This window comes from Arthrobacter koreensis, from assembly GCF_009193255.1.
GTDB lineage: Bacteria > Actinomycetota > Actinomycetes > Actinomycetales > Micrococcaceae > Arthrobacter_B > Arthrobacter_B koreensis.
Map to the genome: position 1 here is coordinate 491,722 of NZ_WACG01000001.1, position 25,912 is coordinate 517,633.

The 25,912-nt window shown below is 64.3% G+C and carries 21 protein-coding genes; 2 read left to right on the forward strand and 19 right to left on the reverse strand.

All coding sequences use genetic code 11. The annotated features are described in order from the left end of the window. Nucleotides 1-34: 34 nt before the first annotated feature. The 16 genes from fusA to rpoB all read right to left on the reverse strand — a co-directional run bounded on the left by fusA (nt 35) and on the right by rpoB (nt 21,098). On the reverse strand, nt 35-2,149 hold the full coding sequence (fusA, locus tag GD628_RS02245) for an elongation factor G (protein WP_091602648.1): 2,115 nt from the start codon (nt 2,147-2,149) through the stop codon (nt 35-37). 113 nt (nt 2,150-2,262) lie between these two features. Next, nucleotides 2,263-2,733, reverse strand: coding sequence for a 30S ribosomal protein S7 (gene rpsG, locus GD628_RS02250; RefSeq protein WP_091602646.1), 471 nt, complete (start codon nt 2,731-2,733; stop codon nt 2,263-2,265). Between the two features lies 1 nt (nt 2,734). Beyond that, entirely contained in the window at nt 2,735-3,109 is a 375-nt protein-coding gene (gene rpsL, locus GD628_RS02255; RefSeq protein WP_055239341.1) for a 30S ribosomal protein S12, read from the reverse strand. Nucleotides 3,110-3,444: 335 nt separating this feature from the next. Next, on the reverse strand, nt 3,445-4,236 hold the full coding sequence (locus GD628_RS02260; RefSeq protein WP_091602643.1) for an IclR family transcriptional regulator domain-containing protein: 792 nt from the start codon (nt 4,234-4,236) through the stop codon (nt 3,445-3,447). Between the two features lie 19 nt (nt 4,237-4,255). Then, nucleotides 4,256-4,936, reverse strand: a complete 681-nt coding sequence (locus GD628_RS02265; protein ID WP_091602640.1) for a 3-oxoacid CoA-transferase subunit B — start codon at nt 4,934-4,936, stop codon at nt 4,256-4,258. Continuing rightward, nucleotides 4,933-5,616, reverse strand: coding sequence for a 3-oxoacid CoA-transferase subunit A (locus GD628_RS02270; RefSeq protein WP_152273705.1), 684 nt, complete (start codon nt 5,614-5,616; stop codon nt 4,933-4,935). The genes GD628_RS02265 and GD628_RS02270 overlap by 4 nt, the downstream gene beginning before the upstream one ends. A gap of 15 nt (nt 5,617-5,631) precedes the next feature. Beyond that, nucleotides 5,632-6,834, reverse strand: coding sequence for a thiolase family protein (locus GD628_RS02275; protein WP_152273706.1), 1,203 nt, complete (start codon nt 6,832-6,834; stop codon nt 5,632-5,634). A gap of 143 nt (nt 6,835-6,977) precedes the next feature. Continuing rightward, nucleotides 6,978-7,388: a 4-carboxymuconolactone decarboxylase gene (gene pcaC / locus GD628_RS02280; protein ID WP_226802299.1), complete on the reverse strand. Its 411-nt coding sequence runs from the start codon at nt 7,386-7,388 to the stop codon at nt 6,978-6,980. Nucleotides 7,389-7,449: 61 nt separating this feature from the next. Continuing rightward, nucleotides 7,450-8,250, reverse strand: coding sequence for an alpha/beta fold hydrolase (locus GD628_RS02285; protein ID WP_152273707.1), 801 nt, complete (start codon nt 8,248-8,250; stop codon nt 7,450-7,452). Next, entirely contained in the window at nt 8,247-9,644 is a 1,398-nt protein-coding gene (locus tag GD628_RS02290) for a lyase family protein (RefSeq protein ID WP_226802300.1), read from the reverse strand. Before GD628_RS02290 ends, GD628_RS02285 begins: the two co-directional genes overlap by 4 nt. A 5-nt stretch (nt 9,645-9,649) precedes the next feature. Next, on the reverse strand, nt 9,650-10,213 hold the full coding sequence (pcaG, locus tag GD628_RS02295) for a protocatechuate 3,4-dioxygenase subunit alpha (RefSeq protein ID WP_091602624.1): 564 nt from the start codon (nt 10,211-10,213) through the stop codon (nt 9,650-9,652). Continuing rightward, on the reverse strand, nt 10,213-11,055 hold the full coding sequence (gene pcaH, locus GD628_RS02300; protein ID WP_152273708.1) for a protocatechuate 3,4-dioxygenase subunit beta: 843 nt from the start codon (nt 11,053-11,055) through the stop codon (nt 10,213-10,215). The genes pcaG and pcaH overlap by 1 nt, the downstream gene beginning before the upstream one ends. A gap of 145 nt (nt 11,056-11,200) precedes the next feature. Further along, nucleotides 11,201-12,397, reverse strand: a complete 1,197-nt coding sequence (locus GD628_RS02305; protein WP_226802301.1) for a 4-hydroxybenzoate 3-monooxygenase — start codon at nt 12,395-12,397, stop codon at nt 11,201-11,203. Nucleotides 12,398-12,580: 183 nt separating this feature from the next. After that, entirely contained in the window at nt 12,581-13,375 is a 795-nt protein-coding gene (locus tag GD628_RS02310) for an IclR family transcriptional regulator (protein WP_152273710.1), read from the reverse strand. A 139-nt stretch (nt 13,376-13,514) separates the two neighbouring features. Further along, nucleotides 13,515-17,405 (reverse strand): DNA-directed RNA polymerase subunit beta', encoded by a 3,891-nt coding sequence (locus GD628_RS02315; RefSeq protein ID WP_152273711.1) that lies wholly within the window; start codon nt 17,403-17,405, stop codon nt 13,515-13,517. Nucleotides 17,406-17,597: 192 nt separating this feature from the next. Further along, nucleotides 17,598-21,098, reverse strand: coding sequence for a DNA-directed RNA polymerase subunit beta (gene rpoB / locus GD628_RS02320; RefSeq protein WP_091602607.1), 3,501 nt, complete (start codon nt 21,096-21,098; stop codon nt 17,598-17,600). A gap of 612 nt (nt 21,099-21,710) precedes the next feature. On the opposite strand from rpoB, the gene GD628_RS02325 reads away from it, so the two are divergent. Both GD628_RS02325 and GD628_RS02330 read left to right on the forward strand, forming a co-directional pair. Then, nucleotides 21,711-22,931, forward strand: coding sequence for an acetyl-CoA C-acetyltransferase (locus tag GD628_RS02325; RefSeq protein ID WP_091602604.1), 1,221 nt, complete (start codon nt 21,711-21,713; stop codon nt 22,929-22,931). A gap of 33 nt (nt 22,932-22,964) precedes the next feature. Further along, on the forward strand, nt 22,965-23,417 hold the full coding sequence (locus GD628_RS02330) for an aminoacyl-tRNA deacylase (RefSeq protein ID WP_226802302.1): 453 nt from the start codon (nt 22,965-22,967) through the stop codon (nt 23,415-23,417). Nucleotides 23,418-23,501: 84 nt separating this feature from the next. On the opposite strand, the gene rplL is transcribed toward GD628_RS02330, so the two are convergent. The 3 genes from rplL to GD628_RS02345 form a co-directional block, all read right to left on the reverse strand. Beyond that, nucleotides 23,502-23,879, reverse strand: coding sequence for a 50S ribosomal protein L7/L12 (gene rplL, locus GD628_RS02335; RefSeq protein WP_091602597.1), 378 nt, complete (start codon nt 23,877-23,879; stop codon nt 23,502-23,504). Nucleotides 23,880-23,940: 61 nt separating this feature from the next. Continuing rightward, nucleotides 23,941-24,507 (reverse strand): 50S ribosomal protein L10, encoded by a 567-nt coding sequence (rplJ, locus tag GD628_RS02340; protein WP_091602593.1) that lies wholly within the window; start codon nt 24,505-24,507, stop codon nt 23,941-23,943. A 278-nt stretch (nt 24,508-24,785) separates the two neighbouring features. Then, on the reverse strand, nt 24,786-25,859 hold the full coding sequence (locus GD628_RS02345) for a GNAT family N-acetyltransferase (protein ID WP_193313178.1): 1,074 nt from the start codon (nt 25,857-25,859) through the stop codon (nt 24,786-24,788). Nucleotides 25,860-25,912: the final 53 nt, after the last annotated feature.

The following is a 25,912-nucleotide window of genomic DNA, read 5'->3' on the forward strand; positions in this document are numbered from 1 at the left end:
CGGCGCTCCGTTTTACCGGAACGCCGGCTGGGTCTTACTCGCCGCGCGTCTTCTGGATGATCTCGTCGGCTACTGCCTTCGGGACCTCTGCGTAGCTGTTGAACTGCATCGAGTAAACGGCGCGGCCCTGGGTCTTGGACCGCAGGTCACCGATGTACCCGAACATGCCGGACAGCGGAACGAGGGCGCGAATGACCTTCACGCCGCTGGCGTCTTCCATCGACTGCATCTGCCCGCGGCGCGAGTTGATGTCACCGATGACTTCACCCATGTATTCCTCAGGGGTGCGGACTTCAACATCCATGATCGGTTCAAGCAGAACCGGGCTCGCCATCTTTGCGGCTTCCTTGAAAGCCTGGCGGCCGGCGATCTTGAACGCCATTTCCGAGGAGTCGACGTCGTGGTAAGCGCCGTCAACAAGGGTCGCCTTGATGCCGACAACCGGGTAACCGGCGAGGATGCCGTCGTTGAGGGCGCTCTGGATACCCTGGTCAACGCTGGGGATGTATTCGCGGGGAACACGGCCACCGGTGACCTTGTTGTCGAACTCGTACATCGCACCTTCGGAAGTATCCAGGGGCTCGATGGCGATCTGGATCTTTGCGAACTGGCCGGAGCCGCCCGTCTGCTTCTTGTGCGTGTAGTCGTAGCGCTCGACCGTGCGGCGGATGGTTTCGCGGTAGGCAACCTGGGGTTTGCCCACGTTTGCTTCAACCTTGAATTCGCGGCGCATGCGGTCTACCAGGATGTCCAGGTGCAGCTCGCCCATGCCGGCGATGATGGTCTGGCCGGTGTCCTCGTCGAGTTCGACGGTGAACGTCGGGTCCTCTTCGGAGAGCTTCTGGATGGCCACGGAGAGCTTCTCCTGGTCACCCTTGGTCTTCGGTTCGATGGCAACACGGATAACGGGTTCCGGGAAGGTCATCGACTCGAGGACGATCGGGTTCGCAGGATCGCACAGGGTGTCACCGGTGGTGGTGTCCTTGAGGCCGATCGCTGCGTAGATGTGTCCGGTGGTGATCTCGTCAACCGGGTTTTCCTTGTTGGCGTGCATCTGGAAGAGCTTTCCGATGCGCTCCTTCTTCTGCTTGGTCGAGTTCATGACCTGGGCGCCGGAAGCAGCCTTGCCGGAGTAAACGCGGATGTAGGTCAGGCGGCCGAAGAACGGGTGGGTGACAACCTTGAACGCCAGCGCGGAGAACGGTGCGTTCGCGTCGGCGCTGCGCTCCAGCACGACCTCCTCGTCGCGGACATCGTGGCCCTTGATGTTCGGAACGTCGAGCGGAGAGGGCAGGTAAGCGACGACGGCGTCAAGCATCGGCTGAACGCCGCGGTTCTTGAACGCGGAGCCGCACAGAACCGGGTAGACCTCAGAGTTGACGGTCATCTTGCGGATGCCGGCCTTCAGTTCCTCAAGGGTGAGTTCTTCACCTTCGAGGTACTTCTCCATGAGCTCTTCGCTGGCTTCGGCAACGGTTTCCACGAGCTTCGCGCGGTACTCTTCGGCCTTTTCCTGCAGGTCTGCGGGGATCGGCTCAACTTCGTACTTGGCGCCCATGGTCACGTCACCCTTGGCGTCGCCGCGCCAGGTGAGTGCACGCATTTCGAGGAGGTCGACGACGCCCTCGAATTCGCTCTCGGAACCGATCGGCAGCTGAAGAACCAGCGGCTTGGCGCCCAGGCGGTTGATGATGGTGTCGACGGTGAAGTAGAAGTCGGCGCCGAGCTTGTCCATCTTGTTGACGAAGCAGATACGCGGAACGTTGTACTTGTCAGCCTGGCGCCAGACAGTCTCGGACTGCGGCTCCACGCCTTCCTTGCCGTCGAAGACAGCGACGGCGCCGTCAAGCACGCGCAGGGACCGCTCAACCTCGACAGTGAAGTCAACGTGACCCGGCGTGTCGATGATGTTGATCTGGTTGTTGTCCCAGTAGCACGTGGTAGCTGCGGAGGTAATGGTGATACCCCGCTCCTGCTCCTGTGCCATCCAGTCCATGGTCGAAGCGCCGTCGTGCGTTTCGCCAATCTTGTGGTTGACACCGGTGTAGAACAGGATGCGCTCGGTGGTGGTGGTCTTGCCGGCATCGATGTGCGCCATGATGCCGATATTGCGGACCTTGTTGAGGTCGGTAAGCACGTCCAGTGCCACGGTTACTCCCTAGTTTTGGTTCTGGCCCCGCCGGTCACCTATTCGGCCTTCGGCCCTGAGGCCCGCCGGAGCGGGCCGCAGGGCCTGGGCTGAAAAGATATTCGTGGTGCTAATTACCAGCGGTAGTGGGCGAAGGCCTTGTTGGACTCGGCCATCTTGTGGGTGTCTTCGCGACGCTTCACAGCAGCACCAAGACCGTTTGAGGCGTCCAGGATCTCGTTGCGCAGACGCTCGGTCATCGTCTTCTCGCGGCGGGCCTTGGAGTAGCCAACCAGCCAGCGCAGCGCCAGGGCGGTTGCGCGGCCCGGCTTAACCTCAACCGGAACCTGGTAGGTGGCGCCGCCGACGCGGCGGGACTTAACCTCAAGGCTCGGCTTGATGTTGTCCATGGCCTTCTTCAGGGCTGCAACCGGATCCTGTCCGGTCTTCTCCTGAGCACCGGCAAGTGCGCCGTAAACGATGCGCTCTGCGGTGGACTTCTTGCCGTCGATGAGAACCTTGTTGATCAGCTGCGTGACCAGCGGGGAGCCGTAGACGGGATCGACTGCGAGCGGCCGCTTGGGGGCCGGACCCTTGCGGGGCATATTACTTCTTCTCCATCTTCGCGCCGTAGCGGCTGCGAGCCTGCTTGCGGTTCTTGACACCCTGGGTGTCGAGCGCGCCGCGAACGATCTTGTAACGGACACCGGGCAGGTCCTTCACACGACCACCGCGAACCAGCACGATGGAGTGTTCCTGCAGGTTGTGACCCACACCGGGGATGTAGGCAGTAACTTCCACGCCGCCGTTAAGGCGGACACGGGCTACCTTGCGCAGAGCCGAGTTCGGCTTCTTCGGGGTGGTGGTGTAAACACGGGTGCACACACCACGGCGCATCGGGCTGCCCTTAAGGGCAGGAGCCTTGGTCTTGGAGACCTTGGGTGAGCGGCCCTTGCGGACCAGCTGCTGAATCGTAGGCACTTATCAGTTCTCCGTTTTATCTCGAGAAAAATTCTCTGGTTGCGCTTGCCCGGTCCGCTTGGTGCGGGTCCCGGAGCGAGGCTTTTCAAAGTTGTTGCCGCAGTGCCCCCGAGACGTTCCGTGAACCGAAGCGACCGTAGGCGTGCAAAAGTGTGGCATTCGTTGCACAAGAACCCTGCAACCCGGAAACAGGCCCCCACCCGCGCCCCGGAGACGGAATCCCGGGAAACATGCGAGCGGCCTTCATCCACTGCCACACAAACAATTACCAATAGTCTAGCAGACATCCCGGAAGGCTTAAGCCGGGGAGCTGCCGCGGCACCTCGAAGCCTGTCTCAGCTCCGGGCTGCCAGCGCCTGGGTGATCTTCCGCGACGCCTCCTGCAGCTGCGGCAGCACCTGCGCTGCCGCCTCCTCCAGTGTAGGCCCGTCCAGGCCGAGGGTCGCCTGCATCGAGGTATTCAGTGCCGCGATCACGTCGCCGGCGGGGCTGAAGATGGGAACGGCCACTGAGCGCAGTCCCCGCTCGAGTTCCTGGTCCACGACGGCCCACCCCTGGGCGCGGACCCGCTTCACTTCACGGCGCAGGGCCGCTTCCTCGGTGATGGTGCGTTCCGTCAAGGGAACGAGTTCAACTTCGGAGAAGTAGGTGTCCAGCGCTGCGTCGTCCAGTCCGGCGAGCAGCACCCGCCCCATGGAGGTGGCGTACGCCGGGAACCGCGTTCCGACGGTGATGCCTACGGTCATGAGCCGGCGGGTGTGGATCCTGGCCACGTAGACAATCTCGTTGCCGTCCAGGATGGACGCCGACGTCGATTCGTGGATCTCGCGGGAAAGGTCCTCCAGCAGCGGCTGGGCCAGCTGAGGCAGCGACTGCCCCGCCAGGTAGGAGTATCCCAGCTGCAGGACCAGGGCTGTGAGCTCAAAGCTCCGGCCGTCGGTCCGCACGTAGCCGAGCTCCACCAGGGTCAGCAGGAACCGCCGGGCGGTGGCCCGGGTCAGTCCGGTGCGCCGGGAGACATCGCTGAGGGTCATCTGCACGTGCTCGGCGTCGAACGCCCTAATCACGGACAGGCCGCGGGCCAGTGACTGGACAAACTGGTCACTGGCCGCGATCGTTTCGCTCATGTCTCCCCCGTTGGTGGTCTTAGTCGGTGCCGGCCGACGGGCCGATCAACGGCACATCCACCTTCGCGGCCAGCTCCTCGAAGCTGATCCCGTAGGTCTCGCGAACGTGGACACCGTCCTCCTTCAGGAGGAACACCGCTTCATTAGTGTAAACGCGCGTGACGCAGCCAACGCCAGTGAGCGGGTAGGAGCATTCCTTCACCAGTTTGCTGACGCCTTCGCGGGTGAACAGGGACATCATCACGTAGACGTCCTTGGCGCCGGTGGCCAGGTCCATGGCACCGCCGACGGCGGGAATCGCATCGGGTGCGCCGGTGTGCCAGTTCGCCAGGTCCCCGCTGGCGGAAACCTGGAAGGCGCCCAGCACGCAGACGTCCAGATGCCCGCCGCGCATGATGGCGAACGAGTCGGCGTGGTGGAAGTACGATGCACCCGGCAGTTCCGTGACGGGGATCTTGCCGGCATTGATCAGGTCACCGTCAATCTGGTTCCCCTGCGCCTCAGGGCCCATGCCGAGCATGCCGTTTTCGGTGTGCAGCGTGACGTGCTGCTCAGGCTTGAGGTAGTTGGAGACCAGCGTCGGCTGCCCAATGCCCAGGTTGACGAAGGAACCGGGTGCGATGTCCCGGGCCACGAGTTCTGCCAGGGAGTTCCGGTCCAGTTTTTCGCTCACGGTGGTGTTCACTGCCTTCTCGCTCATGCTGCTGCCGGTTCTTTCTCGCGGGTTACCTGCACCAGGGTGTTGACGTAGATCCCGGGGGTCACGACGATTTCCGGATCGATGCCGCCAACCTCGACGATGTCGCGGACCTGGACAATCGCGTTCTTCGCGGCCGCAGCCATGATCGGCCCAAAGTTCCGGGCGGTCTTGCGGTAGACCAGATTTCCTGCCCGGTCCGCCTTCAGCGCTTTCACGAGCGCGAAGTCTGCGTGCAGCGGGGTTTCGAAGACGTAGCCGCGGCCGTCGATCATGCGGGTTTCCTTGCCTTCCGCCAGCGGGGTGCCGTAGGCGGTGGGGGTGAAGAATCCACCAATGCCGGCGCCTGCGGCGCGGATACGCTCAGCCAGGTTGCCCTGCGGAACCAGTTCTAGTTCGATCTCCCCGGCCCGGAACTTCGCATCGAAAATCTGGGAATCGGACTGGCGGGGGAAGGAGCAGACAATCTTCCGGACGCGGCCGGCGCCGATCAGCGCCGCGAGCCCTTCTTCACCGTTGCCCGCATTGTTGTTCACGACCGTGAGGTCCTTTGCGCCCTGGCGCAAAAGTGCCTCGATCAGCTCGACCGGCTGCCCGGCCTTGCCGAAACCGCCGATCATCACGGTTGCTCCGTCATGGATCGGCGCGACGGCTTCGTCGACGTCCTGCAGAATGTTCAGCACGGTTCTCCTCGGGAGCTAGGCTTTGGTGTTTTCGAGTACGACGGCGAGTCCCTGCCCGACGCCGATGCAGATGGCGGCAACGCCCCACCGTTCACCGGTGGCTTCGAGCCGGCGGGCCAGGGTGCCCAGGATCCGGGTGCCCGAGGCACCCAGCGGGTGTCCGATGGATACTGCGCCGCCCCAGGCGTTAACGATCGAGGGGTCGATGTCCCAGGCGTCGAGGCAGGCCAGGGACTGTGCGGCGAAGGCTTCATTGAGTTCAACGGCGCCAACCTCGCTCCAGGAGATCCCGGCCCGCTTGAGCGCGGTGTTCGCGGCTTCGACCGGCGCGTACCCGAAGAACTGCGGTTCGTTGGCCGCGGCGCCGCGTCCGGCGATGCGGGCCAGGGGTTCCAGGCCAAGGATCCCGGCAGCCGCTTCGCTGCCCAGCCAGGCTGCGGAGGCGCCGTCGTTCAGCGGGGACGCGTTGCCCGCCGTGACGGTGCCGCCGGCCGGGGAATCGGAGACCGGCCGGAAGACGGTCTTCAGCGTAGCGAGCTTCTCCACGGTTGAACCCGCCCGGATGCTCTCGTCACGGGCCAGCTCAACGCCGTCGACCGCAACGGTCAGGTTGTCATAGTGCCCCTCGTCCCAGGCGCGTGCAGCCTGCTCATGGGATCTGGCCGCGAACTCGTCCTGGCGCTCACGGCTGATGCCGTGCTTCTCGCGCAGCTGTTCGGTGGCCTCGCCCAGCGAGACCGTCCATTCTTTGGGCATCTGCGGGTTGACCAGGCGCCACCCCAGGGTGGTGGAGGCCAGCGTCTGGTCACCGGCCGGGAACGGCTTGTCATTCTTGGGCAGTACCCAGGGGGCGCGGCTCATGGATTCGGCTCCGCCCACCAGCATGAGGTCTGCCTCACCGGTGTTGATCTGCCGGGAGGCGATCATGGCGGCGTCCAGGGAGGAACCGCAGAGCCGGTTCACGGTGGTTCCGGGGATTGAAACCGGCAGGCCTGCAAGCAGCGTGGCCATGCGCGCCACATTGCGGTTTTCCTCGCCGGCACCGTTGGCGTTGCCGAAGACCACTTCGTCGATTCGTCCAGGATCGAGTTCGGGCGCGCGGGCCACGGAGGCCCGGATCACCTGTGCGGCAAGGTCGTCCGGCCGAACCCCCGCAAGGGCTCCCCCGAATCGTCCGAACGGGGTTCGGACTGCGTCGTAAATGTAGGCCTGGTTCACCGTGGCTCCTTTGGCTGGTTGCGGCACTTGTACTCGCGGATCGCATCCACCCCCGGGGCGCCGCTAGTGCTCGATCCAGTGTTCAATCTGCGAACATACGTACAAGATGCGAATTTATCCGAGTTTGGCGTTTTGTGCCAGCCTTAGTTCTCGGCAGCGTCCAGTTCAGCGAAGACGTTCTGGGCCACCTTGAAGGCAGAGTTGGCGGAAGGAACACTGCAGTAGATGGCGGACTGCAGGAAGATTTCCTTGATCTCATCCCTCGACAGACCGTTCCGCAGCGCCGCGCGGACGTGCATCGCCAGTTCCTCGAGGTGGCCGTGTGCAATCAGGGCCGTCAGCGTGATGGCGCTGCGCATTGTGCGGTCCAGGCCCGGGCGGGTCCAGATGGTTCCCCACGCATAGCGGGTAATCATGTCCTGGAAGTCGGTGGTAAACCCGTCCTTGGCCGCATTGGCGCGGTCCACGTGGGCGTCACCGAGGACCTCGCGGCGCACCGCCATGCCCTCGTCATAGATTTCCTGCTGGGTCTTGGCGCTGTGCTCTTCAATCACTGTGATGCCTGTTCTCTGGACTTCCGGGGTGTTTCGGGAGGTGTAGCTGTGCTGGCGCGGATTACTTCGCCGCGCGGAAGAAGCTGCCGAGCAGTTCCGCGGTAACGGCCGGCTGCTCGGCCGGCACCAGGTGAGCGGCATCGGGCACGACGGCGGAGCGCCCGGCGGGCACGCCGTCGGCGATCAGCTCGGCAAAGGAGGCGGGAGTCACCACGTCTTGGGCGCCGGCGACGGCCAGCACGGGGACCTGGATCTCGGCCAGGCGGTTCCGGACGTCAAAGGCTGCCAGGGCCTGGCAGCAGAAAGCATAGGAGAACCGGTCGGCGTCCTGGAGCGAGTGAAGCAGCGCCGCAGAGGCGCCCTTCTCACGTTCGATGAACCCTTCGGCAAACCAGCGCTGGGCCGAGCCGATGAGCACCGCGGGCGTGCCCTGGTTCCGGACCGTCTCAGCCCGGGTTTCCCAGCCTTCAGCGTCACCAATCTTTGCTCCGGAGCAGAGGATCGCCAGCGAGGTGAAGGCCTTGGGGAAATCGAGTCCCAGCTGGAGGCCCACCGCGCCGCCCAGGGAGACTCCGGCGTAGTGAACGTCCTGCGAAGGCGAAATGTCGCCAGCCGCGACGGCGTCCTGCACCAGCTGGTGCACGGCGGCGGCCAGTTCCCCCATGGAGAAAGCCTCAGCAGCGGCGGGGCTGTTACCGTGCCCGGGCAGGTCCCAGGCAAGAACGGTGAAACCGTCCAGGAGGGCCGCCGTGCTGGCCCACAGTGCGGTACCGGAGGTGCCCAGCGATGGTCCTGCGATCAGCACCGGGGCTGATGGGCCGGCGTTGGAGAGCTGGGTTGCTTTGATCTGCGGGACGCTCACGCGTTTTTCCTTCCGGGGTAAGCCGAGATGATTCGTTCAATCAGGGCCCTGGACTGGCCGATGTAGTTCGCGGGATTCAGCAAGTCCGCGATGTCCGCGTCGCTGAGGGCCTGTGCCGGCACCGCGTCGCGCAGCAGGGCGGGGAAGTCTTCGCCGGCCAGTGAACGCGCGACGAGTTCCTGGACCCGCCTTTTTCCCTGTCCGGGGGTGCCGCCGTCCAGGAGTGGCGCCACACGTGCCATGACCTTTTCGCTGACCACCAGCGGGCCGGCTGCCGTGAGGTTCCGCGCGACCGCAGCGGTATGGACCTGGAGTCCGGCGGAGAGTTCGGCAAGTTTCACAGCCGCTCCCCCGGCAAGGCGCAGCAGCTGGCGCAGGGCCTGCCACTCAACGTGCCAGGATCCGCCCGGACGTTCGTCGTCGGCGGCACCGGCAGCCGCCTGCAGCATGGCGGTGTACCCGGGTGCGGCCAGTGCTGCGCTGCGGATCAGCACGGAGAGGACGGGGTTCTGCTTCTGCGGCATGGCGGAGGATCCGCCGCGGCCGGCTTCCCGCGGTTCGCTGACCTCGCCGATTTCGGGCCTGCTCAGAAGCAGGACGTCGTTGGAAACCTTCCCGGCCGCTGCCAGCAGGTCTGCAAGTGCGCCGCCCAGCGCCGTGACCGGCAGGCGGTTGGTCTGCCACGGCGCAACCGGATCCGCGAGTCCCAGGCGGGCAGCGAGATCCGCGGAGAGTTCCAGCGGCGTTGAGGTTGATCCTTCAGCTGCCGTGGTGAGCGCTGCCATGGTGCCGGAGGCGCCGCCCCACTGCAGGGGCAGGGCAGCCGCGGCGGCTTCCAGGGCGGCAGTGGCCTGTCCGATGCCGTGCAGCCACTGGGCTGCCTTCAGCCCGAAGGTGGAGGGAAGCGAATGCTGGGTGAGAGTGCGGGCCACGCTCAGGGTATCCGCGTGCTCCCGGGCAAGGCCTGCCAGCGCGGCCTGGGCCCGGTAGGCGTCCGCGAGGATTGTTTCCAGGGCACGCGAAGCCATCAGCATGAGTGCCGAATCAAGAATGTCCTGGCTGGTGGTGGCCCTGTGGATCGGACCGGCGGCGTCAGGAGCTTCCTCGCGCACGATTGCCCGGAGGTCGGCAAGCAGCGGTATCACGGGGTTCCCGCCGCCCTGCGCCCGGGCTGCCAGGTCCGCTATGTCGTAGCGGCTTGCCTGGCAGGCCGGCGCGACGGCGTCGGGGACGCCCTCCTTGATCAGCCCCGCGGAGGCGAGCACCCGCAGCCACTCGAGTTCGACGTCGAGCATGGCCTGCAGCAGGGCCTGGTCCGAGGTCAGAGCGGCAGCACGGGTGCCGGCCCATGCCGGCGACAGGAGTCCGTAGTCGGCAGTTTCCGCGAAGCCCAAAGGAATTACGCTCCCGGGTAGGCCAGGAAGACGGTCTCGTCTTCGCCCTGCAGCTTGATGTCCCAGCGGAGTCCGCCGTCGGCTTCGCGGGTAGCGATGAGGGTCCGGCGCCGGTCCTCGGGAAGCGATGAAAGCAGCGCATCCGCGGCCAGGGCGTCCTGGTCCTCCGGCAGGTACATCCGGGTGTGGAGCTTGTTCAGCAGCCCGCGGGCAAAGATGACCACGGAAATGAACGGCGCGGAGCCTTCTTCCGTCGGTCCGGGGTTCACCGTGGTGAAGGTGTAGTTGCCGGCGTTGTCCACCGGCACCCGTCCCCAGCCGGTGAAGGTGTAGCCGTCGCGGACCAGCGAACCCGTCTTTTGCGGGATGTTGCCTTCGGCGTCTGCCTGCCAGATTTCAAGCAGTGCATCGGGAATCGGATCGCCGGCGCCGTCGCGCACGGTTCCCTGCAGCCGGATGGCTCCGGGCAGGCCCGGGGCGAGAAGCTCCCCGCCCTTTTCGAAGGGAAGCGCGTAACCGTAGAAGGGGCCGATTGTCTGGCCCGGAGTGGCCGTGAGTTTCTCGCTCATTACTCTGCGTCCTCTTCTTCCATCCAGGTGCGGTTGCTGCCGGTCAGCACGATGTCCCAGTTGTAGCCGGTGGCCCATTCGTGCGAGGTGATGTTGTGATCGTAGGTGGCGACGAGGCGGTCGCGCGCCTTCTGATCGGTAATGGACTGGTAGATCGGATCCAGGGCAAACAGGGGATCACCCGGGAAGTACATCTGGGTGATCATGCGCTGGGTGAAGTCCGTCCCGAAGAGGGAGAAGTGGATATGCGCCGGGCGCCAGGCATTGAAGTGGTTCTTCCACGGGTAGGGCCCCGGCTTGATCGTGAGGAACTCATAGGAACCGTCGTCACCGGTGATGGCGCGGCCGACGCCGGTGAAGTTCGGGTCGATCGGAGCCGGGTGCTGGTCCCGCTTGTGGATGTAGCGGCCGGCGGAGTTGGCCTGCCAGACCTCGATCAGCTGGTTGCGGACCGGACGTCCGTCGCCGTCGAGCACCCGTCCGCGGACGATGATGCGCTCACCCAGGGGCTCACCGTTGTGCTGGATGGTCAGGTTCGCTTCCAGGGGATGCACATCCTGGTGGCCGAACGCCGGGGACCAGAGTTCAATGGTCTCGGGGTCCGTGTGGTGCAGGTTCTTGGTGGGGTGGCGCAGCAGCGAGCTGCGGTACGGCCGGAAGTCCACGCGGGGCTGGGTTTCCTCGGGAGCACCCTCTTCCACGCCCTTCCGGTACGCCTCGTGGATAGTCCGGATCTCTTTGGAGATCTGGTCCTGCGATGCTTCGGCGGCGTCGAGCCGCTCGACGACGTGGCTGTCCGAGAACAGGTCTTCCGCAAGGGCGGAACCGTTGTCCGTGTCCATGGTCCTTCTTCCTGTCAGGGCAGGACGCGTCGCTGCGTCCCGCGATGGGTAGGCATCCCGTGGATGGAACCCACAGTACACCTCGTGTTCACTGTTAGTACAGACGTTCACATTGTGAACAGAATATGGCGCTGGCGGGACGGACTTAGTGCTCCGGCCAGCCTGTGTAGGCCTCGGCCAGGTAGGCCTGTCCGTGGCGGGAAGAGACAACACCGTTCAGCTCGCCCAGGGCACGCTTGCGTTCGAAGTCGGTTGCGTCGGGCCGGGTGTGCAGCATGGACGTCATCCAATAGGAGAAGTTCTGCGCGCGCCAGACGCGCTTGAGCGCCTTGTCGCTGTAGCCGTCAAGCAGGTCCGCGGACTTCGTGGCATAGAAGGAATCGATTGCCTCGAACAGTACCTTGACGTCCGCCAGGGCCAGGTTCAGGCCCTTGGCACCGGTGGGCGGAACCGTGTGTCCGGCGTCGCCGGCCAGGAACATGTTGCCGTAGCGCAGCGGTTCGCAGACGTAGGAGCGGAACTTCAGGACTGTCTTTTCGAAGATCGGACCGCGCTTGAGCTGGAAGCCGTCCGGGCCGTCGACGCGGCGCTGAAGTTCGTTCCAGATCTGCTCGTCACCCCAGGCATCCGCATCCTCATTGGGATCGCACTGGAAGTACATGCGCTGCACGTTGTCGTTTCGCTGGCTGATCAGGGCAAAACCGTGCTCGGAGTTGGCGTAGATCAGCTCGGGCGCACTGGGCGGCGCCTCCGTGAGGATGCCAAACCAGGCGAACGGGTACTCAATGAAGTTGTCCGTGCGCAGCTCCTTGGGAATGGAGCGCTTGCAGATGCCCTGCGAGCCGTCGGCGCCAACCAGGATGTCGCAGTGGATTTCAAAGTCCGTGCCGTCTGCATCGGTAAAGCGGATCTTGGGAACCGCCGTCGTCTGGTCCAGCACCTCGGTATTGGATACTGCGTAGCGGACGTCGCCGTTGTCCCGTTCGCGGGCGGCAGCCAGATCAACGAAGACCTCGTTCTGCGGGTAGAGCCAGACCGACTCCCCCACCAGTTCCTCGAAATCGATCCGGTGGCTTTCGCCGCCGAAACGGAGGTCGATTCCGTCATGCTTGTAGCCGTCGGTCAGCACACGGTCGCTGACGCCGCCCTCGGTGAGCATCCGGACGCTGCCGTGCTCCAGGATCCCGGCGCGGTGGGTGGTACGGATGGTTTCGTGATCGCGCTTTTCCACCACGATGCTCTCGATGCCTGACTTGGCCAGCATGTGGGAGAGCATCAGGCCTGCAGGCCCGCCTCCAACAATGCCGACTTTGGTCTTCAGGACGGTGCGGGCTGCAGCCAATGCAGGACTCCTTCGGGGACAGGCGGGAAGAACCGGGGTTGGAACCCCCTCTCCCAGTGTGAGGACCAGCACACCTCTGCCGCGAGCCGATTCCCATTCAATGGAAATCTTCCCCATCGAGATGGCAGAAACTGCCCTTATGGACGCTCATAAGAGCTTTTTCTGCCATCTCGATGGGCGGGGTCAGTCCCCTGCCCCTGCGCCGCCGCCGTAGCGGGGGCCGGCTTCGGCTGAGTCGGTTCCCAATCCGCGGGAGATCCCCCTGGCGGCAGTCATGAGCGCCGGGACCGTTGCGGACGTGTTCTCTTTCCCGCGCGGAACCACCACACCCAGTGCTGCCACTGCCGAACCCTGGGGGCCAAAGACCGGTACGGCAATACCCGTTGTATCGGGGTCGACGACGCCGGGCAGCGTCGCGCACCCCTCCCGCCGGATCTCGGCCCACTGCCGCCGCAGGGAGCCGGCGGCAGGAAACGGCGGCGGATCGCTTCGGTGCCGGTCGAGGAACTCCTCCTGCACATGGCGGGGCGAGTGCGCCATGAGCACCATGCCGGAGGACGAGATGTGCAGCGGGAGCCTGCCGGCAACCTTCGCGAAGTTGGATACGGAGCCGCGGCTGGAGAGGCGTTCGATGAACAGCACCTCGTCCACCTGCAGGACGGACAGCTGGGTGTGCTGGCGGATCACCGCCTGGATGTCCTCCATGAACGGCATGGCCACCTGACGCAGGTCCAGTGCGGCAGAGCTGCGGCTGGCCAGTTCCCAGAGCCGCAGGCCCAGCCGCAGTTCTCCGCTGTCCGTGCGCTGCAGCAGGGCCAGCGACACGAGCTCCCCCGCGAGCCGGTGCGCCGTCGAGAGCGGCAGTCCGGCCCGCCGGGCCAGGGTTGCCACCGGCATGGCGGGACGCTCGGCGTCGAACGCCGAGATCACGCGCACAATGCGCTCCGCCATGGAGTCGCCGGAGGGGGAATTGGCCATACAAGTACTTTGGCATACTACGCCGCTGCCCCGCTGCTGCGGTCCGCCTCCGGACCGCGGGCGCCGTTAACGAAGGAAGGACCCCGCCTTTCGGCGGGGTCCTTCCTTCGCGGTGTGCGCTCCGCGGGGCTATTCAGCCTTAGCGGAACTCGCTGCCCATGTCGTAGTCATCCAGCGGGATGGCGTGGAACTCGGGGCTCAGGCCACCGTCAACTCCGGCGTAGTCGAAGTCGCTGAAGGCGCTCGGGCCGGTGAAGAGATTGGCCTTTGCTTCCTCAGTCGGTTCAACCGTGACCTCGGTGTAACGGGGCAGGCCCGTTCCGGCCGGGATCAGCTTACCGATGATGACGTTCTCCTTGAGGCCGAGCAGCGGATCGCTCTTGCCTTCCATAGCCGCCTGCGTCAGGACGCGGGTGGTCTCCTGGAAGGAAGCAGCGGACAGCCAGGACTCGGTTGCCAGGGATGCCTTGGTGATACCCATCAGCTCCGGACGGCCAGCGGCCGGACGGCGTCCTTCGGAAACCACGCGGCGGTTCTCGCTCTCGAACCGACGGCGCTCGGCCAGCTCACCCGGGAGCAGGTCGGAATCGCCGGATTCGATCACGGTCACGCGGCGCAGCATCTGGCGGACGATGACTTCCACGTGCTTGTCGTGGATGCCTACGCCCTGGCTGCGGTAAACGCGCTGGACTTCGTCCACCAGGAACTCCTGTGCCTTGCGCGGGCCGAGGATGCGGAGGATCTGCTTGGGATCCACTGCACCTGCAACCAGCTGCTGGCCAACCTCTACGTGGTCGCCGTCGGCAACCAGGAGGCGGGCACGGCGCAGGACCGGGTAGGCGATTTCCTCGGAGCCGTCATCGGGAGTGACAACCAGACGCATCTGGCGGTCGGTCTCTTCGATGGTGACGCGGCCGGCCGTCTCGGAGATCGGAGCAACGCCCTTGGGGGTACGTGCTTCGAAGAGCTCCTGAATACGGGGCAGACCCTGGGTGATATCTTCCGCCGATGCAACACCACCGGTGTGGAAGGTACGCATGGTCAGCTGGGTACCGGGCTCACCGATGGACTGTGCGGCGATGATGCCAACGGCCTCGCCAATGTCCACGGTCTTGCCGGTGGCCAGCGAACGGCCGTAGCAGAGGGCACAGGTTCCGACTGCCGATTCACAGGTCAGCACGGAGCGAACCTTGATCTCGGTGACGCCGGCCTTGAACAGCTTCTCGATCAGCACATCGCCGACGTCGTCGCCGCCCTTGGCCAGGACGTTGCCTTCAGCGTCGGTCACGTCGGTAGCCAGCGTACGGGCGTACGCCGAGTTCTCGACCTCTTCGTGCAGCACCAGTTCACCGTTGTGGTCCGGAACAGCAATCGTGACCTTCAGGCCGCGCTCGGTACCGCAGTCTTCTTCGCGGACAATGACGTCCTGCGAGACGTCCACCAGACGACGGGTCAGGTAACCCGAGTTGGCGGTACGCAGTGCGGTATCGGCCAGGCCCTTACGGGCACCGTGCGTGGCGATGAAGTATTCCAGCACCGACAGGCCCTCACGGTAGGAGGACTTAATCGGACGCGGGATAATCTCGCCCTTCGGGTTGGCCACCAGGCCACGGATACCGGCGATCTGCCGGACCTGCAGCCAGTTGCCTCGTGCACCGGAGGAAACCATGCGGTTGATGTTGTTCTGGATCGGCATGTTGTCGCGCATAGCCTTGGCAACCTCGTTGGTTGCCTGGTTCCAGATGTCGATGAGCTCCTGGCGGCGCTCGTCTTCAGCGATCAGGCCCTTGCCGTACTGGCTTTCAACCTTGGCAGCGCGTGCTTCGTAAACCTCCATGATGGCAGGCTTGTCGATCGGAGCAGCGATGTCCGAGATGGCGACGGTAACGCCCGAGCGGGTGGCCCAGTAGAAACCGGCGTCCTTCAGGTTATCCAGGGTGGCAGCGGTGACGACCTTCGGGTAGCGCTCGGCGAGATCGTTCACGATCTTGGAGAGCTGGCCCTTGTCCGCCACGGACTCAACCCAGGGGTAGTCCACGGGCAGGGTCTGGTTGAACAGCACCTGGCCGAGGGTGGTCGGGATGAGAGCGGGAGTGCCCTCTTCCCAGCCTTCCGGAGCCGGCTGCTCGTCGCTGGGCACGAAGCCTTCGACGCGGATCTTGACCGGGGCATTCAGGTGCAGCTCGCCGAGGTCGTTCGCCATGATGGCTTCCGCCATCGAGGAGAACACACGGCCTTCGCCTGCTGCGCCTTCGCGCTTGGTGGTCAGGTGGTGCAGGCCGATGATCATATCCTGCGAGGGCAGGGTCACCGGACGGCCGTCCGACGGCTTCAGGATGTTGTTCGAGGACAGCATCAGGATACGGGCTTCAGCCTGGGCTTCGGGGCTCAGCGGCAGGTGCACTGCCATCTGGTCACCGTCGAAGTCAGCGTTGAAGGCGCCGCAGACCAGCGGGTGCAGCTGAAGGGCCTTGCCCTCAACCAGCTGCGGCTCGAAGGCCTGGATGCCGAGGCGGTGCAGGGTGGGTGCACGGTTGAGCAGCACCGGGTGTTCGGTGATGATCTCTTCCAGCACGTCCCAGACCTGCGGGCGGAAACGCTCGACCATGCGCTTGGCGCTCTTGATGTTCTGCGCGTGGTTGAGGTCAACCAGGCGCTTCATCACGAACGGCTTGAAGAGCTCCAGCGCCATCTGCTTGGGCAGGCCGCACTGGTGCAGCTTCAGCTGCGGACCGACGACGATGACCGAACGGCCCGAGTAGTCAACGCGCTTGCCGAGCAGGTTCTGGCGGAACCGGCCCTGCTTGCCCTTGAGCATGTCGGAGAGCGACTTCAGCGGACGGTTGCCCGGTCCGGTGACCGGACGGCCGCGGCGGCCGTTGTCGAACAGGGAGTCAACGGCTTCCTGGAGCATGCGCTTTTCGTTGTTCACGATGATCTCGGGGGCACCGAGATCCAGCAGGCGCTTCAGGCGGTTGTTGCGGTTGATCACGCGGCGGTACAGGTCGTTCAGGTCCGACGTCGCGAAACGGCCGCCGTCGAGCTGGACCATCGGGCGCAGTTCCGGCGGGATCACCGGAACGGCGTCGAGGACCATGCCCATGGGGCTGTTGGACGTCGTGAGGAACGCGTTGACAACCTTCAGGCGCTTCAGGGCACGCGTCTTGCGCTGGCCCTTGCCGTTCTGGATGATCTCGCGCAGGTTCTCGGACTCCTGCTGCATGTCGAAGTCTTCAAGGCGCTTCTTGATGGCTTCGGCGCCCATGGAGCCTTCGAAGTACAGGCCGTAGCGGTCGCGCAGTTCGCGGTACAGGCCTTCGTCGCCCTCGAGGTCGCCGACCTTGAGGTTCTTGAAGCGTTCCCAAACCTGCTCGAGGCGCTCGATGTTGTTGTCGGCGTCGCGGCGTACCTTGGCCATCTGGCGGTCGGCGGAGTCGCGGGCCTTCTTCTTGTCGGCAGCCTTCGCGCCTTCACCTTCGAGGCGAGCGAGCTCGTCTTCGAGGTCCTTGGCGATCGCGGCGATGTCGGAGTCGCGCTGGTCAACCAGGTGCTTGCGCTCCAGGTCGTGCTCGGCCTGCAGGTTCGGCAGTTCGGCGTGGCGGTTCTCTTCGTCGACCGAGGTGATCATGTAGGCAGCGAAGTAGATGACCTTTTCGAGGTCCTTCGGAGCCAGGTCAAGGAGGTAGCCCAGGCGGGAGGGGACACCCTTGAAGTACCAGATGTGGGTTACCGGAGCGGCGAGCTCAATGTGGCCCATCCGTTCGCGGCGGACCTTGGCACGGGTAACCTCGACGCCGCAGCGCTCACAGATGATGCCCTTGAAGCGCACGCGCTTGTACTTGCCGCAGTAGCACTCCCAGTCACGGGAAGGACCGAAGATCTTCTCGCAGAAAAGACCGTCCTTCTCCGGCTTCAGGGTTCGGTAGTTAATGGTTTCCGGCTTTTTGACCTCGCCGTAAGACCAGTTGCGGATTTCGTCCGCAGTGGCAAGGCCGATTCGCATGAGGCCGAACGTGGAATCGTTGGACATGGGTCCCTGTTCTCTCTTGTTCTCTAAATCTGAATGTCTCGGGTACGGGAAGAAGCGAAAGGAAAGATCCAAGCCCAGCCCCGCGCCGGTGTCCGGAGGAAGGCGGCTTTAATATTCCCAGCGAGCTCTGCGAGCTGCGGAATTTCGTTGCCGCCGTTCCGGGCACCGGTGCGGAGCCAGGACGGATGAAACCTAAACCTCTTCTACTGAGCTCGGCTCTGCGCGGGACAGATCAATACCCAGCTCTTCCGCGGCCCGGAAGACTTCTTCATCCGAGTCACGCATTTCAATCGTGTTGCCTTCGGTGGAAAGGACTTCCACGTTCAGGCACAGCGACTGCATTTCCTTGATGAGCACCTTGAACGATTCCGGAACGCCGGGCTCCGGGATGTTCTCACCCTTGACGATGGCTTCGTAGACCTTGACGCGGCCGTGGATGTCATCGGACTTGATGGTGAGCAGTTCCTGCAGGGTGTAAGCGGCACCGTAGGCTTCCAGGGCCCAGACTTCCATTTCACCGAAGCGCTGGCCACCGAACTGTGCCTTACCACCCAGCGGCTGCTGCGTGATCATGGAGTACGGACCCGTGGAGCGTGCGTGGATCTTGTCGTCGACAAGGTGGTGCAGCTTCAGGATGTACATGTAGCCAACGGAGATCGGATCCGGGAACGGCTGGCCGGAACGGCCGTCGAACAGGCGGGCCTTTCCGGAAGATCCGATCAGGCGGTCGCCGTCGCGGGTGACGTTCGTGGAGTCCAGGAGGTTGGTGATTTCATCCTCGCTGGCGCCGTCGAACACCGGGGTGGCAACGGTGGTGGGTCCGGTTTCACGCGGCAGGGCGGGCAGGTCCTTGACCCAGTCCGGCTCGCCTTCGATCTTCCAGCCCTGCTTGGCAGCCCAGCCGAGGTGGATTTCCAGGACCTGTCCGACGTTCATTCGGCCCGGAACACCCAGCGGGTTCAGGACGATGTCGACGGGGGTGCCGTCTTCCAGGAACGGCATGTCTTCGATCGGGAGGATCTTGGAGATGACGCCCTTGTTGCCGTGGCGGCCGGCCAGCTTGTCGCCGTCCGTGATCTTGCGCTTGTGGGCCACGTAGACACGGACCAGCTGGTTCACGCCCGGGGGCAGCTCGTCGTCGTTGTCGCGGTCGAAGATGCGCACGCCGATGACGGTTCCGGACTCGCCGTGGGGAACCTTCAGGGAGGTGTCGCGGACTTCGCGGCTCTTCTCGCCGAAGATGGCGCGCAGCAGGCGCTCTTCGGGGGTCAGTTCCGTTTCGCCCTTCGGGGTCACGCGGCCAACCAGGATGTCTCCTGCTTCGACCTCGGCACCGATGTGGATGATGCCGCGCTCGTCGAGCTGGGAGAGGACTTCCTCGGACACGTTCGGGATGTCACGGGTGATTTCCTCGGCACCAAGCTTGGTGTCGCGGGCATCGACTTCGTGCTCCTCGATGTGGATCGAGGTCAGGACATCGTCGGAGACCATGCGCTGCGAGAGGATGATGGCATCTTCGTAGTTGTGGCCTTCCCAGGACATGAATGCCACGAGCAGGTTCTTGCCCAGTGCCAGTTCACCCTGGTCCGTGGAGGGGCCGTCGGCGATGACGTCGTTGACCTCAACGCGGGTGCCCTCGGAGACGATCACGCGCTGGTTGTAGGCGTTGCCCTGGTTCGAGCGTGCGAACTTCATGATCGGGTAGCTGGTCTCGGTGCCGTCGTCGTTCATGACGGTAACCAGGTCAGCCGAAACCTCGGTGACGACGCCGGCCTTGGCGGCGGTGACGGAATCACCGGCGTCAATAGCTGCGTACTTCTCCATACCGGTGCCCACGACGGGACGCTCGGAACGGAGCAGCGGCACGGCCTGGCGCTGCATGTTCGCACCCATGAGGGCGCGGTTGGCATCGTCATGCTCGAGGAACGGAATCAGGGCCGTTGCAACCGACACCATCTGGCGCGGGGAAACGTCCATGTACTCCACGCCTTCGGGCTCGACGAGCACGGGCTCGCCGGATCCGCCGCGGGCACGGACGAGGACGAGGTCCTCTTCGAAGTGCATGTCTTCGCGCAGCGGGGCGTTTGCCTGTGCGATCGTGCGCTCTACTTCGTCATCCGCGGTCAGGTAATCGACCTGGTCGGTGACGACGCCGTCCACTACCTTGCGGTACGGGGTTTCGATGAAGCCGAAGGCGTTGATCCGGGCGTAGGAGGCCAGCGAACCGATCAGGCCGATGTTCGGGCCTTCAGGGGTTTCGATGGGGCACATGCGTCCGTAGTGCGAGGGGTGGACGTCTCGGACTTCCATGCCTGCACGGTCACGGGACAGACCGCCCGGGCCCAGCGCGGAAAGGCGGCGCTTGTGGGTCAGGCCGGCCAGCGGGTTGTTCTGGTCCATGAACTGCGAGAGCTGGGAGGTTCCGAAGAACTCCTTGATCGCAGCAACGACCGGACGGATGTTGATCAGGGTCTGCGGCGTAATTGCCTCGACGTCCTGAGTGGTCATCCGTTCGCGGACAACACGCTCCATGCGGGAAAGACCGGTGCGGATCTGGTTCTCGATCAGTTCGCCGACGGCGCGGATGCGACGGTTACCGAAGTGGTCGATGTCGTCAACCTCAACGCGGATGTCCACGTCCTGGCCGTCGCGCTTGCCCGGGATGGTCTTCTCGCCGGCGTGCAGTGCCACGAGGAACTTGATCATCGCGACGATGTCGTCGATGTTCAGGACCGAAGCGTCAGCGTCGCCAATCGGCTTTTCGACGCCGAGCTTGCGGTTGATCTTGTAACGGCCAACCTTCGCCAGGTCGTAGCGCTTCGGGTTGAAGTACAGGTTCTCCAGCAGCGTCTTGGCAGCCTCAACCGTGGGCGGCTCTCCCGGACGGAGCTTGCGGTAGATGTCCAGCAGGGCATCTTCCTGGGTTTCGGTGGGATCCTTCTCCAGGGTGGCGCGGATCGAGTCGTACTCGCCGAACGTTTCCAGGATCTGGCCTTCGGTCCAGCCGAGGGCCTTGAGCAGGATGGTGACCGACTGCTTGCGCTTGCGGTCCAGGCGGACGCCAACCTGGTCCCGCTTGTCGATTTCGAGTTCGAACCATGCACCGCGGGAAGGAATGATCTTCGCGGTGTAGATGTCCTTGTCACTGGTCTTGTCAGCGGCGCGCTCGAAGTAGGCGCCCGGGGAACGGACCAGCTGCGAGACGACGACGCGCTCAGTGCCGTTGATGACGAAGGTACCCTTGTCCGTCATCAGCGGGAAGTCGCCCATGAACACGGTCTGCTGCTTGATTTCACCCGTGTTGTTGTTCATGAACTCGGCCTTGACGTACAGCGGTGCCGAGTACGTTGCGTCCCGGTCCTTGCACTCGGCCATGGTGTACTTCGGATCAGCGAATTCCGGCTCCGAGAAGCTCAGGGACATGGTGCCCTGGAAATCTTCGATCGGGGAAATTTCTTCGAAGATGTCCGCGAGGCCGGAGGTAGTGGCGAAACCGGCGTCGCCCTCTTCCTGGGCCTTCCGCAGGCGTTCCTTCCAGCGCTCGTTGCCTACGAGCCAGTCAAAGCTGTCCGTCTGCAGGGCAAGAAGATTGGGAACATCCAGCGGTTCGTGAATCTTTGCGAATGAAATCCGGGAAGCTGCGTTCTCCGGATTGGTAGCGGTTGCATTATTAGAGGTGCTCGAGGCGACCAAGAGGGATCCTTCCACAGACCTTCAGGCGTGTTTCGCGCTCCCACTCTGCACTGACGGACCTGGTCCGCGTGCGTCCTGGCGGTCCCGGGCGCCGTGGCATGCCCAGCGCGCGTGCGTTTGGAACGCCTGCGTGGACACTTCGGACGCCGCCTGGCCCGTGACACAGCCCACCGCTATATGAAGGCTGAAGGTTAAGAGAGGGAAGCAAATATCTACTATAGGGCATTGGGGACACAGAAGTCTACCCGGTAATCGAAACCCCTGCCAGCTCAACCCCGGATCCTGCAGCGGGAATCTTCAAAGTTCCTGCGCTGCGGCTTCCTGCCGGGGAGCTGCGGGCGGTGCCAGCGAACCGATGTGACGCGTGGCTACCTCCATAGAGTACCCCAAGTCCGGCGGATCCGCGCGATTTCCGTCCACAGCTCCGGCGCCTGCGCCCCGCGGCCCGCTAAACCGGCTACGGACCCGGCACCCAAATGTGTTCCCCGCCACGGCGAGCGGGTAGCCTATAGGCGAATCCGCAGGACCATCGGATCATTTTCTCGTGAACCTCATGTTGGAATCTCTGTTGAAACCTCTGTTAAAACCTCTATTGAAAGCGGACTAGCGGCCATGAGCACTGACGCATTTGCAGGATCCGGAACAGCGCCGGCACCCGAAGTTGTCATAGTGGGCGGCGCACGTACCCCGCAGGGCCGGCTGAACGGCCAGCTGGCCTCTTTCACCGCCGTCGAACTGGGAGCCTTCGCCATTGCCGGTGCCCTGGAGCGCTCCGGCGTCGACGCTTCCCAGGTAGACAGCGTGATCATGGGCCACGTCGTGCAGGCCGGCTGCGGCCAGAACCCGGCCCGCCAGTCGGCCATCAAGGCAGGACTGGGCTGGGACGTACCCACCGTGACCATCAATAAGGTGTGCCTCTCCGGCCTTGCGGCGGTGATCGACGCTGCACGGCTCATCCGCGGCGGCGAGGCCACCGTGGTGGTGGCCGGCGGCCAGGAATCAATGACCCGCGGGCCGCATGTGCTGCCCGGTTCCCGCCAGGGCTGGAACTACGGCAGCATGTCCGTGCTGGACTCCGTGGCCCACGACGGGCTGACGGATGCCTTCGACAACGAGTCCATGGGTGTTTCCACCGAGCGGGGCAACGGCGCCCTTGGCATTAGCCGGACAGCACAGGACGAAGTTGCCGCGGCTTCGCACCAGCGGGCCGCCGCGGCCGCCGAAGCCGGGATCTTCGACGTCGAAATCACCCCGGTCACCGTTCCCCAACGCAAGGGCGATCCCGTGGTGCTCACGGCCGACGAAGGTGTCCGCCCGGCCACCACGGTGGAGACTCTCGCGGGACTGCGCCCTGCTTTCGACCCGGAAGGCACCATTACGGCCGGCAACTCTTCGCCGCTGTCCGACGGCGCCAGCGCACTGGTCCTGACCACGCGTGCCTTCGCCGAGGAACAGGGCCTGCCCATCCTTGCCGCCGTCGGAATGCCCGGACAAGTTGCCGGGCCGGACAACAGCCTGCACTCGCAGCCTTCCAATGCCATTGCGCAGGCGCTCAAGCGCGCCGGCTGGACTGCGGCTGACCTGGATTTTGTCGAGATCAACGAGGCGTTCGGCTCCGTAGCCGTCCAGTCCCTGCAGGAGCTCGGCGTCGACCTCGCGGACTGCAACATCCACGGCGGCGCCATAGCCCTCGGCCACCCCATCGGTGCGTCCGGTGCCCGGCTTGCACTGCACGCGGCGCACGAGCTGAACCGCCGAGGTTCTGGGCGCGCCGCCGTCGGACTCTGCGGAGGCGGTGGACAGGGTGAAGCCCTGCTGCTGTACAGGGCCTAAGGTTTGGAGTCCCTACCTGCTGGACGGAGCCGCGTGCTGGCCGCTGCGGCGCACCTTGGCCTGGACGTTGAGGTAGTCGACAGGCCGCCGGCCGGAAGCCTGGCCGAAGCAGCCGAAATGCTTGGCATTACTCCGGCGGACATCGTGAAGTCGCTCGTTGTCCGGCGCAAAGCGGGCGAGTACCTGTTCGTCCTGGTGCCGGGGGACGCCCAGATTTCCTGGCCTAAGCTCCGTGCGGCCGCGGGCGCCAACAAACTGATGCTCCCGCCTGCCGATGAAGCCTTTGAGGCCACCGGCTATGCCCGCGGCACCATCACTCCGCTGGGCAGCACGGTTGCGTGGCCTGTTTTTGCTGCACCGGGCATCCGGGGCCGCCGGGTCTCGATGGGCGCCGGTGAGCATGGAGCCAGCCTCTTTGTTGACGGGGATGCCCTGCTCACAGCCTTGGACGCCACGGTCGCGGAGATCACCGATCCGCTCCCCTAGCGCCAGGATGCACGCATGAAAAAACCCCCGCTTCGAAACGAAGCGGGGGTTTTTTCTGTCCTGCGGCGTGCCGCAGAAGCGGTACTACTTGAGGGTAACCGTGGCGCCGGCAGCCTCGAGAGCTTCCTTCGCCTTGTCAGCGGTCTCCTTGTTGGCGCCTTCGAGGATAGCCTTCGGAGCACCGTCAACCAGGTCCTTGGCTTCCTTCAGGCCCAGGGAAGTCAGCGCGCGGACTTCCTTGATCACTGCGATCTTCTTGTCGCCAGCGGCTTCGAGGATAACGTCGAATTCGCTCTTCTCTTCAGCAGCTTCAGCAGCGCCGCCGCCAGCCGGGCCGGCAACTGCAACAGCAGCAGCGGTGACGTCGAAGGTCTCTTCGAAGAGCTTCACGAAGTCGGAGAGCTCGATGATGGACAGTTCCTTGAAAGCTTCAATGAGCTCTTCGTTGGTGAGCTTCGCCATGATGTGGCGTCCTTCCTATAAGTGGTGCGCTAAGGCACCGGGAGTTGAGGGTGAAGAGGGTTTACTCTTCGGTGGCTGCTTCGGCGGCCGGTGCTTCTTCTGCGGCAGCCGGGGCTTCCTCCGCAGCGGGAGCAGCAGCGCCGCCTTCTTCTTCGAGCTTGATGCGCAGGGCATCGACAGAGCGGGCCAGCATGGACATCGGGGCCTTGAGGACACCGGCGACGCGGGCAAGCTGGAACTCGCGGGACTCGAGCGCAGCCAGGGCAGCAACACCGGAGGCGTCAAGGGCGTTGCCCTCGAAGATACCGGTCTTGATGATCAGCTGCGGGTTGGTCTTTGCAAAATCCGTCAGGCTCTTCGCAGCGGCAACTGCGTCACCCTTGATGAAGGCGATTGCAGTGGGGCCGGAGAGCTGGCCATCGAACGCGTCGATGCCGGCTTCCTTGGCTGCAATGCCCGTCAGGGTGTTCTTGACGACCGAGTACTTGGTGTCCTGGCCGAGCGAACGGCGCAGCTCCTTGAGCTGTGCAACGGTGAGCCCGCGGTATTCGGTTAGGACAGCGGCGGTTGAATCCTTGAAATCGTTGGTGATTTCTTCAACTGCTGACACCTTGGTTGGCGTTGCCATAACCCTCCTTCCGGGGAAAATAATGCCGGTGGATCGGGTCCCAAACACAAAAAACGCCCCGGACAGATGCACGGGGCGGCACTCAACGGAATTTCTCCCGGAGTTCACTTCGTTCACCTGCGCAGGCCGCCCTTGGAAGGGACTTTCGGATGGTTCTCCAACCGGATTCCACACACGGAAACTGAAGGTTCAGCTTTGCTGTGGGATTGAAGGCACATCGACCGACGGTCTTTGGTAGTTCAAGAGTACGGGAGATCCGGGCAGGGACCAAATCCGGTTTAGCCCCGGGAAAGCGGCTTCTGCCACTCCCCCGCGTACCCGATGGCCCGGAATCCGAGCTGCTCGTTCACCGCGAGCATGTACCGGTTCTCCTCCGCGTTCCAGGTGTAGACCCGCTGCACCGCGGGGAAGAGCTGCCCCAGCCGCCGGAGGTTTCCGGCCTTCATCACCATTCCCAGCCGGTTACCTCTGTGGCCCTGCAGCACGAGCGTATCGTCCTGGTAGGCCACGGCCGGGTTGCCCCGGTTAACTTCCAGCACCGTATGGCCCGCGAGCTCGCCCGAGGTCCTGTGTCGTGCGGCGCACACGAGCACGTCATACCCCATCGCGTGGGCCTTGCCCTCGGCTTCGCGGACCCTCTCACCGTCCCAGGCTTCCGGAGCCAGGTCCAGCCCTCCCTGCGGAGCGTCGGTGCTCATTTTCTGCCTCAACCGGGCATAGGCATCCACCAGCTCAACGGGGCACGCGCCCTGCCAGAAGAGCAGTTCGTAGGCGGGACCCGGGACACTCTGCGGAGAACCTTCGGCGGCACCTTCCTCCTGCAGGTCAAGCCGGCTGATCCGCTCAACGAGTTCAAGGTTGAACCCGCGGGCCACAGCGAAGCAAGCCGCGGCATCCTGCGGGATGAACGACGCCGGCCCCTGGGCGGATGGGCCCTTGCTTCCACGCAGCGGATGATCGGTCTCGGCTATCAGCGCTCTCCGGCCGTCTGCGGCGGCCAGCTTCTCGGCAGCAGCACTAAGCGCCGTTCCGACGCCCCTTCGCCGCGAACGGGCATCCACCACAACGTTCATCGTGCCCGTGTGCAGGTTGTCAGTCAGGGGAAAGCTCACCTGGGCCACGCCGAGGATCTGCTGTCCGGCCCCGGCACGGGCAACCAGCAGCTGACGCCGGCGGGTGGGTGTGCTCCGCAGCCTGGCGAGCTGCGCCTGGGGCGTCTCGAGAAAGTCGTCATTGCCCCACATCTCGCGCTGCTGGGCGTTGAAGACCCGGGCAGCAGCCAGGAAGTCTTCCGCATCCGGCGATTCCGTGCTCTGCGGCAGGACCAGGGGTTCAATGGACAAGTCGGTCATGCTCCTCATCCTTCCGGAGAACGCCTCCGGAACCAAAGCGTGTACCGCCCCGG